Origin of the sequence: Flavobacterium sp. UBA7680 (assembly GCF_002482975.1) — a bacterium.
GTDB lineage: Bacteria > Bacteroidota > Bacteroidia > Flavobacteriales > Flavobacteriaceae > Flavobacterium.
In genome coordinates this window covers 80,091-97,498 of the sequence record NZ_DLHA01000050.1, presented here as the reverse complement: position 1 = coordinate 97,498, position 17,408 = coordinate 80,091, and the positions used below count along the sequence as shown (strand labels likewise).

Sequence of the window (17,408 nt, the reverse complement as noted above, 5' to 3'; positions counted from 1 at the left end):
TAAACTCCTAAATCTAAAATTAAAAAATCCCAAACTCCTTTCGGAATCTGGGATTTTTTCGTCTAAAATTAAATCAAAAATTAATGGGTATGTTTAGGGTTAAAACCGTCCTCGCTTAATTCTGTGTGCTCATAATCAGCAACCATTTCAGCTTCGTAATCGATTTTTTCTCCTTTAGATAATCTGCGTATAATACCTTCCATTATTTGGTAGATTACAGGAACTACAATCAAGGTTAGGAATAAAGAAGAAATTAATCCTCCTATAATTACCCAAGCCAGACCGTTTTTCCATTCAGCTCCTGCTCCAGATGCTAATGCAATTGGGAACATACCAAATACCATCGCAATTGTTGTCATCAAAATTGGACGTAAACGAGCGTGATTCGCCTGAATTAACGCATTTCTGATTGACTCTCCGGCTGCTCTTCTTTGGTTGGTGTAATCGACAAGCATGATCGCATTCTTACACACCAGACCAATCAACATGATGATACCTAAAATGGTAAAGATATTTAATGAGTTATTTGTTAAAGCTAATGCTAATAAAGCTCCAATAAATGATAACGGAATAGCAAACAGTACGACAAACGGGTGAACGAAACTGTCATATAAACTCACCATTACAAGGTACACCAAAATAATTGCGGCTAATAATGCGATTCCTAGAGTACCAAATCCTTCAGATTGATTCTCTTGGTCACCACCCCAAATGTAGTTTACTCCAGCTGGTTTGTTTAGTTTGTCTAATTTTGCCTGCCATTGTGTAACAATTGTTCCTGACGGAACTCCAACGTTTTGTCCTTTTACCGTTACAGATGCAGATTTATCTCTACGCTCTAACTGGCTAGGTCCAGAACCTTCTGTAATATCTGCAAACTGAGACAATTTAATTTGTTGTCCTGCTGCGTTTACAAAAATTAAGTTACTTACGTCAGTAATACTTTTTCTGTCAAAAGCATTATATCTAATGTTGATATCGTACTCATATTCTCCAGCTCTGTATTTACCGTCTGTATTTCCACTAAAAGCAGTTTGCATGGTTAAACCAACTGTTTGAAGTGTTAACCCTAAAGCAGCCATTTTATCACGGTCTACTTTTACGTTAATCTCCGGGTTTCCGTCTTCAACCGTTAATTTAATCTCTGTTGTTCCAGGAATTGTACGTAATTGAGCTTCGGCTTGTTTAGCAAAAGCCATTGCCGCTTCTGTTGAAGGACCTGTTACAATTAATCCTAATGTAGCATCTTCTGCTGTACCTAAGATACCAACCGGAACTGTTTTTACTTTTGCTCCAACTAATACTTTTTCAAGTTTACGTTTGATTTTTGCTGCATAAACATTCGCATCATCTGTACGATCTTTTTGTTCGATCATTTTTACGTCGATCTCTGCTTTGTAAGCTGTAGCTTGCGATGCTCCAAAACCTTCACTGGTTTGTCCTACCGTTGTAATTTGGCTGTGAACGTATTCTTGAGATTTTAAGAAAGCTTCTGCTTTTTGCGTCATGAAGTTCGTTTGTTCTAACGAAGCATCTTTTGGCATTTCGATTTGAACTAAGAACTCTCCACTATCAGAAGATGCGAAAAACTCTCCTCCAATAAAGCCTCCAAGTCCAAAAATTGATCCGAAAAATAATATCAATACAAGAATCACTGTTTTACCATAATTATCCAAACACCAGGTTAACAATACAGAAATCCAGTTGGTGAAACGTGTTAAATAATCTTCGAAACCAAGGATAACTCTTCCAAAGAAATTCTTTCCTTCAATATGCTCTAATTTTCCAAAACGAGATGATAACCAAGGAATAATGGTGAAAGAAGCTAAAAGCGATAACATCGTTGAAATAATTACCGTAACACAGAATTGCGTAATAATGTCAGATACTAAACCAGAACTCATCGCGATTGGTAAGAATACAACAACAATTACTAAAGTAATCGAAGTTACAGTTCCACCAATTTCAGCTGTTCCGTCATACGATGCACGAATTCGGCTTTTACCCATTTCCATGTGCCTGTAAATATTCTCCAGTACCACAATCGCATCATCGACCAGAATACCTACAACGAGGGATAATCCTAATAAACTCATCAAGTTTAAAGTATACCCCATTAAATAAATTCCGATGAAAGTTGCAATCAACGATGCTGGAATCGAAACCATTACAATCAATGAGTTTCTAATACTGTGAAGGAAGAACAACATTACAAGTGCCACCAAGATTACCGCAATCAATAAATCGTGAACTACAGAGTCTGCAGCTTCAAGAGTAAAGATTGTACTATCTTTTGCAACTTCAAGTTTTAACTGGTTTCCTTTATAATCTTTTTCAAGAGTTGCAATTGTTTTTAATAACTGCTCACTTACCGCAACGGCATTCGCATCAGATTGTTTTACGATTTGTAAAACAATTGCACTTTTTTGATCTACACGAGAAATTTTCTCAGCAATTTTTTGCGTATCCTGAACGTCGGCGATTTCACCTAAACGAATCTGGATTCCGTTTTGAGAAGAAACTACAAGGTTTCTTAATTCTTCAACACTTTTATATTTACCCGCTAAACGAATTAATATTTTTTGATTACGAGTCTGGATGTTTCCTGTTGGGAAATCTAAGTTGGAAGTCAAAATATTTTGTTGTACCTGAGGAACAGATAAATTGTAACCCTGCATTTTTACAGCATCAAGGTTTACCTGTATTTCACGCTCAGAACCACCGATAATGTTTACCTGAGCAACACCTTGTACACGAGATAAAATAGGCGCAATTTTTTTGTCAATTAAGTCATAAAACTGTGCTTCGTCCATTTTACCATTGGCACCAAGCGTCATAATTGGTAAATCACTCAGCGAGAATTTGGTTAATGCCGGTGTTTTAACATCTTCTGGCAAATCACTAATAATCGCATTGATTTTACGCTGTGCATCATTTAAAGAGAAATCGACTTTTGCATTTGATGTCAGTGTAATCGAAACAATAGATAAACTTTCGTATGATTTCGAATCGATTTTCTTGACATTTTCTAAAGATGCAATCGCATCTTCAATTTTCTTTGTCACTGTATTTTCTACCTCACTTGGAGAAGCTCCAGGATAAATAGTAGAAATTGTAATAACGTTCTGTTCAAATTTTGGGATCAGCTCATAACCTAACTGGCTGTAGCTGAACAATCCACCAAGTGTCAGAATTGTAAACAATACAATTACCAACGACGGACGTTTTATGGATATTTCGGCTAATTTCATATTTTTTTAATGCTATAGGCTTTAGGCTGTAGGCTTTAAGCTTTAAGGTTTAATTCATTATTTTATTTAAGGCTTTAGGCTGTAAGGTTTAGGCTTTTAAAAAAGCTTATTGCCTACAGCTTAAAGCTTAAAGCTTACTTAATAATTTCTACTGTGTTTCCGTCTTGTAAGTTAATCTGACCTGTAACAATTACTTTTTCACCATCAGATAATCCTTTGATAATTTCTACTTTATCACCCAAAATTCTTCCAGCAACTACTTTTCTTAATTTTGCAACACCGTTTTCAGCAACAAAGATTTCGTTACTGTTCACACTTCCTACGAAAGCATTTCTAGGTACAACCATCAGGTTTTGTTTTTGTTGGTTTGATGCAAAGTTTGCAGTTCCGTACATACCTGCTTTTAAGTCGTTGTTTGCATTGTTTGTGATTTCAATTTCAACCGGGAAATTTAAAGACTCATCTGCTTTTGCAGCAATGAAAGTAATTTTTCCAGAGAAATCTTTATCAGGATAAACACTAGCCGTTACATTAATATGGTTTCCTACTTTTAAGCTTGCAACCTGATTTTCGTTTACTGTAACTACTAATTTTAATTTAGAAACGTTTACGATATCAAATAAAGCTGTAGCTGGCATTCCTGTTAAAATAGATCCCGGCTCAATGTATTTTTTATTGATAAAACCGTTGATTGGCGCTTTTACTTTAGTATCTCCAACATTGATGTTAGCTTGTTTTAAATTAGACTCTGCATTTGTCAAAGCTAATTTTGCCTGATCTAATTGTTGTTTTGTAACACCGCCTGTTTTAAATGCATTTTCGTATCTGCTGTAATCTGATTTTGCATTTTGAAAAGCTGCCTGAGCTTGTTGTGCACTAACATTAATAACGTCTCCTCTTACAGTTAATAATGTCTGTCCTACTCTTACGTAGTCCCCTTCTTTAGCTAAAACGCTGATTACTTTTCCAGATTTTTCTGCAGAGAAAGTTAACTCCTGAATTGGCTGAAAGTTTCCGTTTGCAACGAAATCTAATGAAACTTCTTCTGTTTTTACCGGAGATATTTTTACTGAAACTGCTGCATTTTTCTCTGCTACGATATCAGTTTTTGCCTTGTTCTTTTTCTTATTATTATTTAAGACATATCCAATTACACCCAGGGCTGCAATTATGATTACGATTGTTGTAATAGTTTTCTTCATTGTAATTAGTTATTTAATAAGAGATTTTAGTTCGCCTTTTGATTTGATTAAAGATATTTCGGCAATTTTATAATTTAAAACTGCTCTTGTATAATTATTTTGTGCTTCAAGTGATGCATTTTCAGCATCTAACAAATCCGTTAAAGATGCTAACCCCTGAAGGTAATTGTTTTTTGTATTGCTTAAAATTTCAGTTGCCAAACGCATGTTTTCTTTTTGATTCTCTATCGTAACAAGATTGTTATCGATTTGAGCAATTGCATTTCTGTAATCTAAATCAAGAGAAAGTTTAGTGTCTTTGATATCTTCCTGAAGTGATCTGATTTGAACATCTGCCTGTCTAACTTTTGCACGAGTTCCAAAACCTGTAAAGATTGGCACGTGTAAGTTTAATCCAATTGCAGAGTAATCTGACCAATAAACTCCTTTTTCAGGTTTTGCAAACCAAGGAAATTCAGGTCCCTGACCAATATAATTGTAACCAGCCGTTAATGAAAGTGTAGGATAATATCCAGCTTCAACTGCTTTTTTGTTGTACACTAAAAGCTCTTCTTGTTTTTTCAAAAGCAGATATTCTGTTCTGTTTTCAACATTTGGCTGTTCTGTTAAGGCAGCAGGAACAACTTCAAATTCTTCTTTTGGCATATCAATTACAGTTTCAATAGGCATTCCCATATAAAACTTCAATGCATTTTCCTGTAAAGTAATTTGATTTTTAATCTGCTGACGTTCTGTATCGATATTTGACATTTTTACAACGATACGATCTAAGTCAATTTTTTTTGCTAAACCGTTATCAAACTGGCCTTTTACGATATCACGAACCTTTGTTGTGTTTACAAAATTGCTGTCTAATAAAGTCAGTCTTTCTTTTTGTACATAAACAGAATAGTAGTTATTTGCAACTCTTTCGATAACTTGTTCTTCTGTTAACTGATCGTTTATTTGATAAAACTCACGTGTTGATTTTGCAGCTCTTAAACCTGTAAAAACAGATTGATCAAAGATTGCCTGAGTTAATGAAAGACCTGCATTTGATGTCCATTTTTGACCAAATGCTGCCTGGATTGTTGTTCCCGGCGCACCAAATCCTGCTCCGTCGATAACTGTTGTCTGAATAACCGGATTGTATGTTATGTTTCCGTTTGCACTAATTTGAGGTAATGCTCTTGAACGCACTTCCTGAATTTTGTATTCGCTGTTTTCAACCTCCAGTTTTGACTTTTTAGCATCGGCTTTATTTTGAAGCGCGTAGTTTATGGCGTCTTTTAAGGTTAGGGTTGTTACTTGTGCGTTGACCGACAGGCCAATTGTGCACAAAAATATAAGAACTAATCGTTTCATATGCAGTTAAATATTTATTTAGAGATTGATGATTATGATTTAATTTTTTGAAGTTGTTTTTCTAATTCCGCTATACCTTTTGCCGTTGCCATTGCTCTGGTGTGATATTCTAATGCTTCTAATTCTATTTCCTGTGCTTCTCTTTCTGAAACCGTATTTTCATTGATGTGAAAAATTAAAGTGTAATAAAACCTCACATAGATATCGATATTTAAATCCGGACGGTATAATCCGTCTTTGATTCCTTTTAGGATATTTTCTTTAAAATATTGTGTACACTGATCGATTTCGTATGACAATATATTTTGATAGATTTCCGGATAATGTTTTTTTAACTGATAAATTGGGGACGTGTCTGTATTGTTTTTAAACATATCACGAAACATTTCTCTAATTTCAAAATTCTCATGGATCGAGTTGAAATTTTTAGCCACAATACCATCAATTATTTCGTGAACTTGTCTGTGAACTGTCGAAGTACTTTCTTCGATTAAAACTTCTTTATTGCAGAAATATTTGTAGATCGTTTTTTTCGAAATACACATCTCACCCGCAATATCATCCATCGTAACACTTTTAAAACCAAGCTTTAAAAAAAGTTCGCTTGCTTTTGATATTATTTTCTCTTTCATTTTGATTTTTCCAATTGTATCACAAATATAACCAGGAAACTAAAATCTAAAAAATAGTTTCCGCTATTTTTGTAATAATTTTACATTAATTTATTCAATATGTAAGATTTATATACTAAATTCCAGATTAGCGATTAGTTTTATATCTTTTCCAAGAGCTAAACCGCCGTTATGGTTATAAGAATTGTAATCCAAACCAAAATCCTGACGTTTAATATCTCCTTTAATTTCAAAAGCTACTTTTCTTTCTCCGTTATAGGTATTCACTCCAATAAATTCTGCATCAAGCTCTACAACTCTTGTAACATCTTTTATAGTTAAATCGCCTTTGAAAAAATTGATGTTATTATTTACTTTTTGAAATGAAGTTGATTTAAAGCTGATAATAGGATGCTCATCTACATCAAAAAAATCCTGAAGCTGTAAATACGTATCGATTTGCTGGAAACTTTCATTTTTGTTATTTATATCTAGTGAGAATTCAACCGACGCATCTTCAATTTCATTGTCATCAATATTCACATAACCGCCAAATTTATTTGTTGTTCCTCCTAAATAAGCGATTATCGAATGTCTCATTTTAATTAAAACATCTGATTGTGTTGAATCTAAGGTCCATGTTGTTTTCATAAGTATCTGATTTTATTGAGTTTATAAATTACTCAAATTGTTTGCGGAAACTTTTACAGTGTTTTGAGTTTCCATTTCACGGTGCAAATATATACAGGAAACTCTAAACACCAAAAAAGTTTCCACGTTTTTTTCAAAATAATTTTAACTTCTTGAGATTTAGTTGCTTTAATGGCAATTTTAAGTGGAAACTTTCTTTTAATTTTAAGAAAGAAATAATTCATTATGAATCGTATCTTTGGGGCTCATAAATCAGAATTTCATTTTATGCACGATATAAGTCAGTACCAGGATTTTTTTATTGAATATTTAGAAAAACAAGACATACATAAAGAACCTAAAAATCTTTACGAACCTATTGAATACATTTTAGGACTTGGCGGAAAACGCATGCGTCCGGTACTTACTTTAATGGCCGCAGAAGTCTTTAATACTGATTATAAAGTGGCGCTTCCGGCCGCAATGGCGGTTGAAGTTTTCCATAATTTTTCGCTTGTTCATGATGATATTATGGATGATGCGCCTTTGCGAAGAGGACAAGTTACGGTTCATGAAAAATGGAATTTAAATACGGGAATTCTTTCTGGAGACACAATGTTGATTTTGGCATATCAATATTTTGAACAATACGAGCCGGCAGTTTTTAGAGATTTAGCAAAGCTTTTTAGTAAAACAGCTCTTGAAGTTTGCGAAGGACAGCAATGGGACGTTGATTTTGAAACACGCAAAGATGTTACGATTCCTGAATATCTAAAAATGATCGAATATAAAACTGCTGTTTTGGTTGCGGCTGCCATGAAAATGGGTGCAATTGTGGCTAAAACTTCAGAAAAAGAAAGTGATGCCATTTATGATTTTGGATTAAATCTGGGATTGGCATTTCAGCTTCAGGATGATTATTTAGATGCTTTTGGTGACCCGGAAACTTTTGGAAAACAAGTCGGCGGCGATATTATCGAAAACAAAAAAACCTATTTATATTTAAAAGCTTTGGAATTTTCTTCTCCTGAAAAAGCTTCGGAATTACAAAAATTATTCAGCTTACAATTAGAAGATAATTCAGAAAAAATAGAAACTGCAAAAGCTATTTTTAATGAATCAGGAGCTTCAAAAGCAACTCAGGAAGCGATTGAAATGTATACTTTTAAGGCTTTTGATACTTTAGATAAAATGGACATTAACGCTGAGAAGAAAGATATTTTGAGAACTTTTGGCGAGAATTTAATGGGAAGAAAGGTTTAATTTTTTTATTTGCCACTCCCGATAGCTATCGGGATAAACGGATTATATAGATTTTTTTTCTTTGCCACGAATTACACTAATTTCCACGAATTATTCATCATAATTAAATTAGTGAAAATTCGTGTAATTCGTGGCGAAAAACTACATATAGTAAACCCGACAGGTTTTAAAAACCTGTCGGGTTTGTCTTTTTATTTTCGGTATCTAAAGGGCTTCGACTTCGCTCAGCCTGACAATTAGTTCTATAATAACATTTGTCATCCTGAGCGATCCCGAGGCTTCAGGAGAAGGCTTATGAAAACAAATCATCAGGATCAACCAAATCTGATAGTTTTTGTTTTAAATCATCTTCTAAAATGGTTAAACCAAATTGATACGAAGCGTTCATCCATCCAAAACCTTCTTCGGTTATGTAATTAAATTCAGTTCCTACGTTTCCGTATTCGGCGAAAATTTTATGGGAACTTATGGATAAATCAAACTTTTCCGGAATCGTTCCGTTATAATCAACCGCGTTTCTGGTAATCAGCCACAGCCAGCGATAAACCATTTCCTGTGCTTCTTCATTGAAATTATAATTTAATAAACCTTCCCACAAAAGCATTTGATGCGGTGCCCAGCCAAACGGATAATCCCATTGTCTTGTTGGCGAATTATCATCAAAACCTGCGATAGATTCCTTCGTACTTCCGGCAATTCCGCCTTTCATTTTAAACTTTGGAAGTGTTTTTTTAACCAAAATATCGGCTTGTTCTTGTGTGCTTATTTTTGCCCAAAGCGGATAAAAAGTGGTCGCGGCGTCAAAAACATGCTGTTTTTCGTTTACAAAATCATAATCGAAATAAATTCCGTTTTCAGGATTCCATAACAATTTGTTTATTTTTTCTCTTCTTTCAGATGCTTTTAAAATCCAATAATCGCTCGAAAAAGATTTATCTTCAAAATATTGAAATTCGTTTTTAAAATATTTTTGAATCAAAAAAGCAATATCAGTTTCGTATTTATAAAGCAAACTATTAATTGCAACCGTATTTAAATTAGCGCAGACTCCAACCAATCGATGTGTCGTATCGTGTCCGCTTTCGCGCATGCTTCTATCATGTGTAAAATATTTATCGAGTTCAGGATCGACGATTTCTCTTTCGAGATATTTCTTTTCGAATTCACGGGTTGATAGATTATATTTTGGCGCATATTGTTCCAGAATATCATCAAAATGCCCTTCTTCAACTTCAAATGGAAGTCCGATTCCTTCTGCTTTATAGCGGTTTAAACCATTTGCTGTAAGCCTTTTTCCTTCTTCCATCCAAACCGTTAAATATTCTTTTATGGCGGTTTTTAAATGTCTTTCAATCCAAAAAATATCAGGATTTGACTTTTCTAAAACATCCATAATAAGCGATGTATAAAGCGGCGGTTGTGTGCGGGTTAAATAATAACTGCGATTGGCGTTTAAAATTTTTCCGTAATGATCTATTTGATATTTGAAGTTTTCTGCAATGCCCAAAGCAAGATCAATTTTATCATCGATCAAAAGTCCTTTGGCAATAAAATAACTGTCCCAACCGTACATTTCGTTGAATCTTCCGCCGGGAACCACAAACGGAACGCCCGAAATTTCATTGTTTTTTATTTGAAGTGCCAAAGCCAGAATTCCCGGTTTTTTATTTAGCGATAAAACATATTCCGGAGTAATATTTTTAGGCAATTGCACCACTTTTAATTTTGGAGTTGTGGCTTCTAATTTCTTGAAATAATCAAAAACAATTTCGTCGCCAAATGGCACATATAAATAGGCAAATTCGTTTTCGATTTTATCGTCTTCCAGAATTTTCTTTACTCCAGTTGCGTCAATTGTTCTGGTAAGGCCTTTCCAGTACAAGTTTTTTATTTTTCTTGAAATACGTTTTACAGGATCTTCGGTAATTTCATTTAAATCGATTACTGCAAATTCAGTATTGTTTTTTTTAGCCAAAGCCAATTCCTGCAATAAATTCGAAAGCTGATAAGTTCCTTTAATATCTGCGGGATTTCCATCTAGATCGTACAGCAAAAATTTCTTTGGACCGTTATCATCAATCGTAATTTTTTTATCGCCATCAGTATCTTCCTGAGCCAATAATTTTTCGATGGTTTGGGTTATATGTAATTTAAATTTCATCTTTTGCAGTTATTTTTTTAAGAATAAAAAATGAGATCAGTAATAAAGTCATTGGGATTAATGTAAAATAAAAAGCTTTTTCCGGCCCTTCGTTTTTAAACAACCAGCCTGTTATTCTGGACCCTAAAGTGCCGCCTAGAGCAGAAAAAATCACGATTAATCCGGTCATGGAACTTTGTAAATTCTTTGGTAAAGCACTTAATACAATCGAATTTAATAACGGATAAATAGGTGCAATAAATAAACCTATTAAAGGAAATGCAAATCCAATTAATGGAATATCTGAAAGTGTATTTATATTTTTTACTTCTAGCCCAACTGTTTTTGGAAGTACAAAAACAACAATTAACATGGCTGAAATAATACAGACGCTTAAAACCCAAATCCAATTTACTTTTTTGGTCACGATTCCTGCAATCAATCTTCCTATTGCTAGTGAAATTGCCAGAATACTGGCCATCATAATACTAATATTTTCTGGCAGATGAAGCACTTTTGTATTGAATGTGGGCAGCCACGAAAGTATTCCCTGTTCAATCATTACAAATAAAAACACGCTGATCACAAAAATAACAGTCAGCAGTTTTGCCATTAATTTGAACATCTGCAAAAAATCATCTTTTAGGTTTACTCCTGCCGAAACTTCGGCTTCTTCAAATTTTATAAAAAGTAAAAACAGAAAGGAAACAAACGATAATCCCGCTAATAACCAATATACATTTAACCATGAATTAGGATCGTTTTCGTTATTAAACGCCGGAAATAAAAAATAAGCCAGCGCAATTCCTACCATAAAAAAACCTTCAATACTGCTCATTAAAGCGTTGTGTTCTTTTTTGGTTTCGGTTACGGTTCCTATTAACGAATAAACGGAAACTTTTATCAGCGCAAATGAAACTCCAACAGTTGCAAAAAGGATTTTAGCATTATCAAATGAGTTTCCAAAATACATAGAAATACAGGCTAAAGTCACCAAACCCAATCCTATTAACATCGCTTTTCTATAGCCTATTCGGGGCAAAAAAGAGGCTATAAAAAAGGATACAATAGCAATTGGCATGTCTTTAAAAGCCTCTAAAATACTCGCCTGAACTTCATCGACTCCGTAATTTTTCTGCGATTTTAAAATCACAATTCCTACACTGTTTAATAAAATAGCGAAGACAAAATAATTGAGGTAAAGTGAGATTTTAATTCCTATGTTTTTCATTTCCTGTTTTTTTTATGCTGTGTGGTTACTGTGCGGAGACGCACAGCTGTGCGCCTCTACAGTAACTGTACGTGTATTAAATTTAACACATAGAAACATAGCTTAGATTGAACTCAAAAGGCGTTTCACTTGCATTAATTCACATAGATAACTATGTGTGGAAACTAGTTTCTTTTTTGCTCTTTTTTTAGCAATAAAAATCTATGTTTCTATGTGTTTAATATTTTTTACAAACTACATTTATTCATTCGTTGTGGTTACTGTATGGAGACGCACTGCTGTGCGCCTCTACAGTAACTTTGCGTATATTAGATTTAGAAATTAACGGCTACAGAAAATCTGAAGGCGCGTCCTAAAATAGGTCTTGCCATGAACACATCGCTTGCTGCAGATGTTGTTTGTCTTGGATCTCCTTCTGTTAAACCAATTTCGTTGAATAAATTCGAAGCATCGACTGCAAAACGAAGATTCTTGTACGTGTAATTTAAACCTGCTCCAACTTCTTTATAAGCCGGTAAAACTTGTTTGTTATCCTGATTCGTGAATTTTTTATCGTAATACGAAAACTGAACGTAAGCCGTAAAATCTTTTGTAATATCAACTTCTGGTCTTAAGTTACAGAAAAATTTAGGAATTCTTCTTGCTGTATTTCCGTTAAAATCAAAAGTCGAACCGTCGGCATTTGTTCCTGTAAAGTTATCGTACTCTGGTTTTTGAACTGTGAATGTAAAGTTCAGTTTTACGAATTCATATCTTGCATTGGTTTCTACTTCAAGACCAATGTTGTTTACGTCGGCAAATTTATTTTCTGAAGATCCATCAGATAAAATATCCGTAAAAGCAACGTTTTTCAAATTCATGTGAAATAAATTCGCATTTACAGAGAAGAAAGAACTTGAATATTTATAACCCAATTCAAACTGATTTACTTCTGTATTTTCTAATTTACTTAAATCTGCTGCATTATCATAAAATGATTCTTCAATTGGAGATCTAAATCCGTGGCTGTAACGAACGTATGAAGCCATATTGTCGTTGAATTTGTAGTTTCCAGCGGCAGTATACGACCATTCGCTAACATCATATCTCCAATAGGTGTACGGATTTCCTTTTACAGTTGTTACTGCATCATCGGCCGTATTGTTGTCTAAAATTCCTAAGTCTTCAGAGAAAAATCTAGCATTGTCTCTGTATCCGGAATATTTGTCTTTGTTGTATCTTAAACCTGCATTGAAGGTCAAATTATCTGTAGCTTTAATTTCTGCGTCAGCATAAATATCATTCAAAAGTCCTTTTGTCTGCGCATCTCTTTCTAACCAAGTAATTCTTTCAACACCATTCCAGGTATGATCAACTCCGGTTGTATTATCTTTTACGTTTAATAATCTTGGATTGTCTGAAACGCCTACTAAATACGAATTCCAGTTCCAGTATTGATTTGATTTCCAATTAGAATAGTAGTAACCAGCCGTTAATTTCACAGGATCTAAATCAAAAGAAAAAGAGAAATTATTCGCAAAGTTGTTCATTTTCTTTTCAATATGCCAAAGGTCAGCTCTCATGATTAAAGCATTTGGATCAAGAGTAGCTCCGTTATCTACATAGCTATATGTCAAATTACTAGCCGTTGTATTTTGAACGCTTGTTGCATAAGCATCTTGTGTCCAAGGTCCGCCATTAGGGAAAATAGCATTGTAATTTAAATCGATGCTCGTTTGTTTGAATGCATTTTTAAAAGTAACCTTATCTGAAATTTTCTTTTTGAATTCAGCTCCAATTGAGTTGATTACAGGGTGGGAACCATCTTCTAAATCTGCGCTAAAAGTTCCGCCTCCATATTGAGGTACATTTAAATGACTGAAATTTACTGAAGTCAACGTTCCGTAATTTGGATTAAATCCGTCGATACCTTCAATTTTTCCGTTATTGCTTTTTAAAGGAATTGGTAAATAAAATGTGTTTCTGTCGTCAAGATGTTTGAAGTTAACTCTTAAATAATCGTTGTCATCAAATTTATAAGTAATATTTCCTTTGATTTGTCCTCCTTTATTAGCTGTAAAGCCAGTATTTCTTACTCCATTATCAGCTCTGTAAAATCCGCCGACATTAAAAAACAATTTATCCTGAATCAAAGCACCAGATAAATTAAGATCTGTTCTGAACATTCCGTAATCTGAAGTCGTGAATTTTGCTCTTCCCTGAAAATCATTTTGACCTGTTTTAGAAATAAAGTTGATGATTCCCCCAGGTGCATTGTTGGCAAAAATTGAGGCAGAACCTCCACGAACAGCTTCCATTTTGCTTACTGTTTCGTCCAATCTGTAAAAAGTATCGGCGTTTGCAAATTGTAACGCACCATCTTCAAAAACCGGTAAGCCATCTTCCTGAATCTGCACATATTCATAAGCTCCCGCAGAAGGAATACCTCTTGCAAAAAGGTTATTTCCAATTTCTCCTCCAGATGCTTCAACCACAAATCCCGGAATTGTCTGCAATAAAGCCGCCGTACTTGATGGCGCTCTGTCTTCGATTGCTTTGGCTCCCATTGTGGTAATGGCAACGCTTGATTCTAGTTTCGATCTTGGGGCAGATGAACCTGTTACTACTACTTCTTTTAAACTTTGAGATTCCGTTTCTAAAAGTAAATCTGCCACTACAGATTCTCCTTCTTTTACCGAAATTTCTTTACTGTATGTTTTGTAACCCACATTTGTTGCTTCTACAACATAATTTCCGGCAATAACATCAGTAAAAACATAACGTCCATTTTCATCTGTTATCGTATTTTTTCCCGTGTCTTTTAAAGATACATTTGCTCCCGGAATAGATTGTCCGGTTTCGTCTAATACTTTTCCAGACACCGTATTTTTTGCCTGAGCAAATAAATTATTTGGAACAGTAATTAAGCATATTATCAAAAATAATATACCTAAATAAGAGTGTTTCTGTTTCATGATTTTTTTGGTTTAGTTAGTAAATTTTTCATTTATACTGTAAACTTAAAACACTAATTAAACACAATTTAGCAATTCTAAATCGAAAACGTTTTCGAAATCACCTAAAACGTTTTCGGAAATATATTTTTTATCAATGAAGTTTATTTTTTAGTACATTTATTTCATGAATGATACAAAATTAATAGATATAGCCTCGGCCTTAGGAATATCAGTCACAACGGTTTCAAAGGCATTAAAAGGATATACAGACATTAGCAAATCGACGCGCGCCAAAGTTATCGAAATGGCCGAAACGATGAACTATATGCCTAATTCTGTAGCGGTTAATTTAAGAACCAACGAAACCAAAACCATTGGTGTCATTATTCCCGCAACGGTTCATCACTTTTTTTCGAGCGTTTTAAACGGCATTTTAGAAGAGGCTGAAAAAAGAGGTTATTTGGTTATCATTCTGCAATCAAACGAAAAATATGAAATGGAGAAAAAACAACTTGCTTTATTAATTCAAAAGCGGGTTGACGGCGTTTTAATGTCACTTTCAAACGAAACAGATGATTTCTCTCATATTAATGAAGCCATCCGAAAAAATACACCGGTTGTTTTATTTGATAAAATTGCCAAAAGAGTAGAATGTTCTAAAGTGGTTATTAATGATGCCAAAGCAGCTTATGATGCCGTTACGTATCTTATAAATAAAGGCTATAAAAAAATCGCTCATTTTAGAGGTTCTTATGTCCCTCAAAATTCTATTGATCGTTTTTTAGGTTATAAACGCGCGCTCGAAGCTCACGGAATTGAATACGATTCGAAATTGGTTTACGTTTGCGACAATAATACTGATTTTGAAGATGGTTACGAAAATGCCCAAAAAATCATGAACGAACATCCGGATATCGACGCTATTTTTGCGATTACAGATTTGGTCGCTATCGGAATCATAAAATATTTTAATGAAGCAGGAATAAAAACGCCAGATCAGGTAGCGGTTTTTGGCTTTAGTAATTGGTTTATGAGTACGGTAATTTCGCCTAAATTAACCACAATTGATCAGCCTGGATTTGAAATGGGACATACTGCGGTTTCGATTTTAATTGATGAAATTGCCGACATAAAAGAACACAAACCGGTAACGCATCAAATTATAGAACTTCCAACTAGAATCATTGAAAGAGAATCAACGGTTAAATGATTTTTTAGTTTTAACTTTGCCTCAATTCTTAAAGAGCATCAATGTTTCCAATTCCTGAAAATACCGATTTTTTATTGGCTGATGCCGAAAGAGAAAATTTATATTTAAGTCTGATTGAGCAGATTAATAAAGATTTTAATTTGGCGAATGAAGGAATTGATTTTCCGCTTAGTATTTCTCCCGAAGAATTAAAAATTCAGCTTCACGAAAAAATCTACCGAATGATTCAGTACAAATTTGCTGAATATCTGAATCTGCTTTATATTATCGATGTTTCTGAAATCGAAATCAAAAAACTCGATGGTTCTGATTTGGTAATTTTAGCTGAACAAGTTGCCTTTCTAATTTTAAAAAGAGAATGGCAGAAAGTGTGGTTTCGTAATCACTATAAATAGAGGTTCTAAGCTGCTGAGATACTAAGGTTCTGAGATTTTTTTTGATCACGAAAGCTTTTTTTTAAATAGAATTTATATTCCAGTTGTTGTTTATTGCCAACTCTTTAATTTTATTTCTTTCATTCTCATCTAACGATTTTAATTTAAGAACTACATCCGTTTTGGTAATTCCTTTTTCACCAAAATTAATTTTTACCATATCATTGTTAAAATTAATTCTGTCTGGCTTTTTAACATAAGCAAAAGGAAATTTATTTAGAAAATAATCAATATCACGAGTTAAAATTATCGGAAAAGAAAGTTGCTTAAAAAAGCTATCTTTCTTAAATCCCAATATTATAATTGCATTTTTTGTTACATATAAATCACAGTGATTAAATAAGAAATTAGTATTTCTTAATCCTATTGTAAAATTAAAAGTTCTAACCTGCTCACAATAGAAATCTACTTCACCTCTAATGTTTTCAATTAAAAATTCATATTGCTGTTCTCGAGTTTTGTTTAAAGATTTCGTGCCAAAAATTAGCAGAAATAGTAAACTTGAAATCATTATGATTGGAATAAACATATTTATTTTACTTAAAAAAAAACTTAGAATCTTAGCATCTTAGAACCTTAGCAACTTCTAAAAATACACTCTCACAAAAGGCATAAATCCAGATCCGTAAAGACTTTTATCTGGATCATATAACACGTCGTATCGTGCACCGATTGTCACATTTCCGGTTCTGTAACCAGCTCCAAGATATAAAGCGGTATTCCAATAACTATCAGAAAAAGCAGGTCTGTTGATGGTGGCTTCATATCTTGTATCCACTCTTACTTGCTCTAATTCGGCAGATAATTGAACTTCCGGAATTGGGTTTACAAGCGTAATTAAACTTCCGCCATAAACATACGATTCATAATAGTTTTTTGAAGATAAGTAACCAAATTGTAAACCAAGACCAAAGGAAACAATTTCGTTAACATTGTAAATGGCACTTGGCATTACAGAAATATCGGTATAACCGGAACCAATTCCTAAACCAAGTCCGCCTCCAAACTGCACTTTATCCCAGAAATGGTTTTTGTTATCAATAACATACGTTTGCTGCGCATTTGCGTAACATGAGAATAAGACTGTCAAAATCACAAAAAAAGATCTGCAATCGATTGAAAAATGTTTTTTCGTCATAGTTAACGTTTATTTTAA

The 17,408-nt window shown here is 33.9% G+C and carries 13 protein-coding genes; 3 read left to right on the top strand and 10 right to left on the bottom strand.

What is annotated here, in order from left to right:
- Positions 1 to 80: 80 nt before the first annotated feature.
- From B3C18_RS20570 to B3C18_RS20550, 5 genes are all read right to left on the bottom strand, one after another.
- The gene (locus B3C18_RS20570) at positions 81 to 3,251 is read right to left on the bottom strand and encodes an efflux RND transporter permease subunit (protein ID WP_291151135.1); all 3,171 of its coding nucleotides are present in this window, start codon (positions 3,249 to 3,251) and stop codon (positions 81 to 83) included.
- A 134-nt stretch (positions 3,252 to 3,385) separates the two neighbouring features.
- Entirely contained in the window at positions 3,386 to 4,453 is a 1,068-nt protein-coding gene (locus B3C18_RS20565) for an efflux RND transporter periplasmic adaptor subunit (RefSeq protein WP_291151134.1), read from the bottom strand.
- 9 nt (positions 4,454 to 4,462) lie between these two features.
- A complete protein-coding gene (locus B3C18_RS20560; RefSeq protein ID WP_291151133.1) occupies positions 4,463 to 5,797 on the bottom strand; it encodes a TolC family protein in 1,335 nt (444 codons plus the stop codon).
- Between the two features lie 32 nt (positions 5,798 to 5,829).
- Positions 5,830 to 6,429, bottom strand: coding sequence for a TetR/AcrR family transcriptional regulator (locus tag B3C18_RS20555; protein WP_291151132.1), 600 nt, complete (start codon positions 6,427 to 6,429; stop codon positions 5,830 to 5,832).
- 108 nt (positions 6,430 to 6,537) lie between these two features.
- Positions 6,538 to 7,059, bottom strand: coding sequence for a YceI family protein (locus B3C18_RS20550; RefSeq protein ID WP_056206754.1), 522 nt, complete (start codon positions 7,057 to 7,059; stop codon positions 6,538 to 6,540).
- A 267-nt stretch (positions 7,060 to 7,326) separates the two neighbouring features.
- Here B3C18_RS20550 and B3C18_RS20545 point away from each other — a divergent pair, with 267 nt between their 5' ends.
- Positions 7,327 to 8,301 (top strand): polyprenyl synthetase family protein, encoded by a 975-nt coding sequence (locus B3C18_RS20545; RefSeq protein ID WP_291151698.1) that lies wholly within the window; start codon positions 7,327 to 7,329, stop codon positions 8,299 to 8,301.
- A 292-nt stretch (positions 8,302 to 8,593) separates the two neighbouring features.
- On the opposite strand, the gene B3C18_RS20540 is transcribed toward B3C18_RS20545, so the two are convergent.
- The 3 genes from B3C18_RS20540 to B3C18_RS20530 all read right to left on the bottom strand — a co-directional run bounded on the left by B3C18_RS20540 (position 8,594) and on the right by B3C18_RS20530 (position 14,626).
- On the bottom strand, positions 8,594 to 10,462 hold the full coding sequence (locus tag B3C18_RS20540; RefSeq protein WP_291151126.1) for an alpha,alpha-trehalase: 1,869 nt from the start codon (positions 10,460 to 10,462) through the stop codon (positions 8,594 to 8,596).
- On the bottom strand, positions 10,452 to 11,672 hold the full coding sequence (locus B3C18_RS20535; protein WP_291151125.1) for an MFS transporter: 1,221 nt from the start codon (positions 11,670 to 11,672) through the stop codon (positions 10,452 to 10,454). The genes B3C18_RS20540 and B3C18_RS20535 overlap by 11 nt, the downstream gene beginning before the upstream one ends.
- A 314-nt stretch (positions 11,673 to 11,986) precedes the next feature.
- Positions 11,987 to 14,626 (bottom strand): TonB-dependent receptor, encoded by a 2,640-nt coding sequence (locus tag B3C18_RS20530; RefSeq protein ID WP_291151122.1) that lies wholly within the window; start codon positions 14,624 to 14,626, stop codon positions 11,987 to 11,989.
- Positions 14,627 to 14,792: 166 nt separating this feature from the next.
- Here B3C18_RS20530 and B3C18_RS20525 point away from each other — a divergent pair, with 166 nt between their 5' ends.
- Both B3C18_RS20525 and B3C18_RS20520 read left to right on the top strand, forming a co-directional pair.
- Positions 14,793 to 15,818: a LacI family DNA-binding transcriptional regulator gene (locus tag B3C18_RS20525; RefSeq protein WP_291151119.1), complete on the top strand. Its 1,026-nt coding sequence runs from the start codon at positions 14,793 to 14,795 to the stop codon at positions 15,816 to 15,818.
- Positions 15,819 to 15,859: 41 nt separating this feature from the next.
- Complete coding sequence (locus B3C18_RS20520; RefSeq protein ID WP_053471534.1) at positions 15,860 to 16,213, top strand: hypothetical protein; 354 nt, start codon at positions 15,860 to 15,862, stop codon at positions 16,211 to 16,213.
- A gap of 61 nt (positions 16,214 to 16,274) precedes the next feature.
- Here the strand turns inward: B3C18_RS20520 and B3C18_RS20515 are convergent, their stop codons facing one another.
- Both B3C18_RS20515 and B3C18_RS20510 read right to left on the bottom strand, forming a co-directional pair.
- Positions 16,275 to 16,781, bottom strand: coding sequence for a hypothetical protein (locus B3C18_RS20515; RefSeq protein WP_291151116.1), 507 nt, complete (start codon positions 16,779 to 16,781; stop codon positions 16,275 to 16,277).
- Positions 16,782 to 16,838: 57 nt separating this feature from the next.
- Positions 16,839 to 17,390 (bottom strand): hypothetical protein, encoded by a 552-nt coding sequence (locus tag B3C18_RS20510; protein WP_291151114.1) that lies wholly within the window; start codon positions 17,388 to 17,390, stop codon positions 16,839 to 16,841.
- Positions 17,391 to 17,408 lie beyond the last annotated feature (18 nt).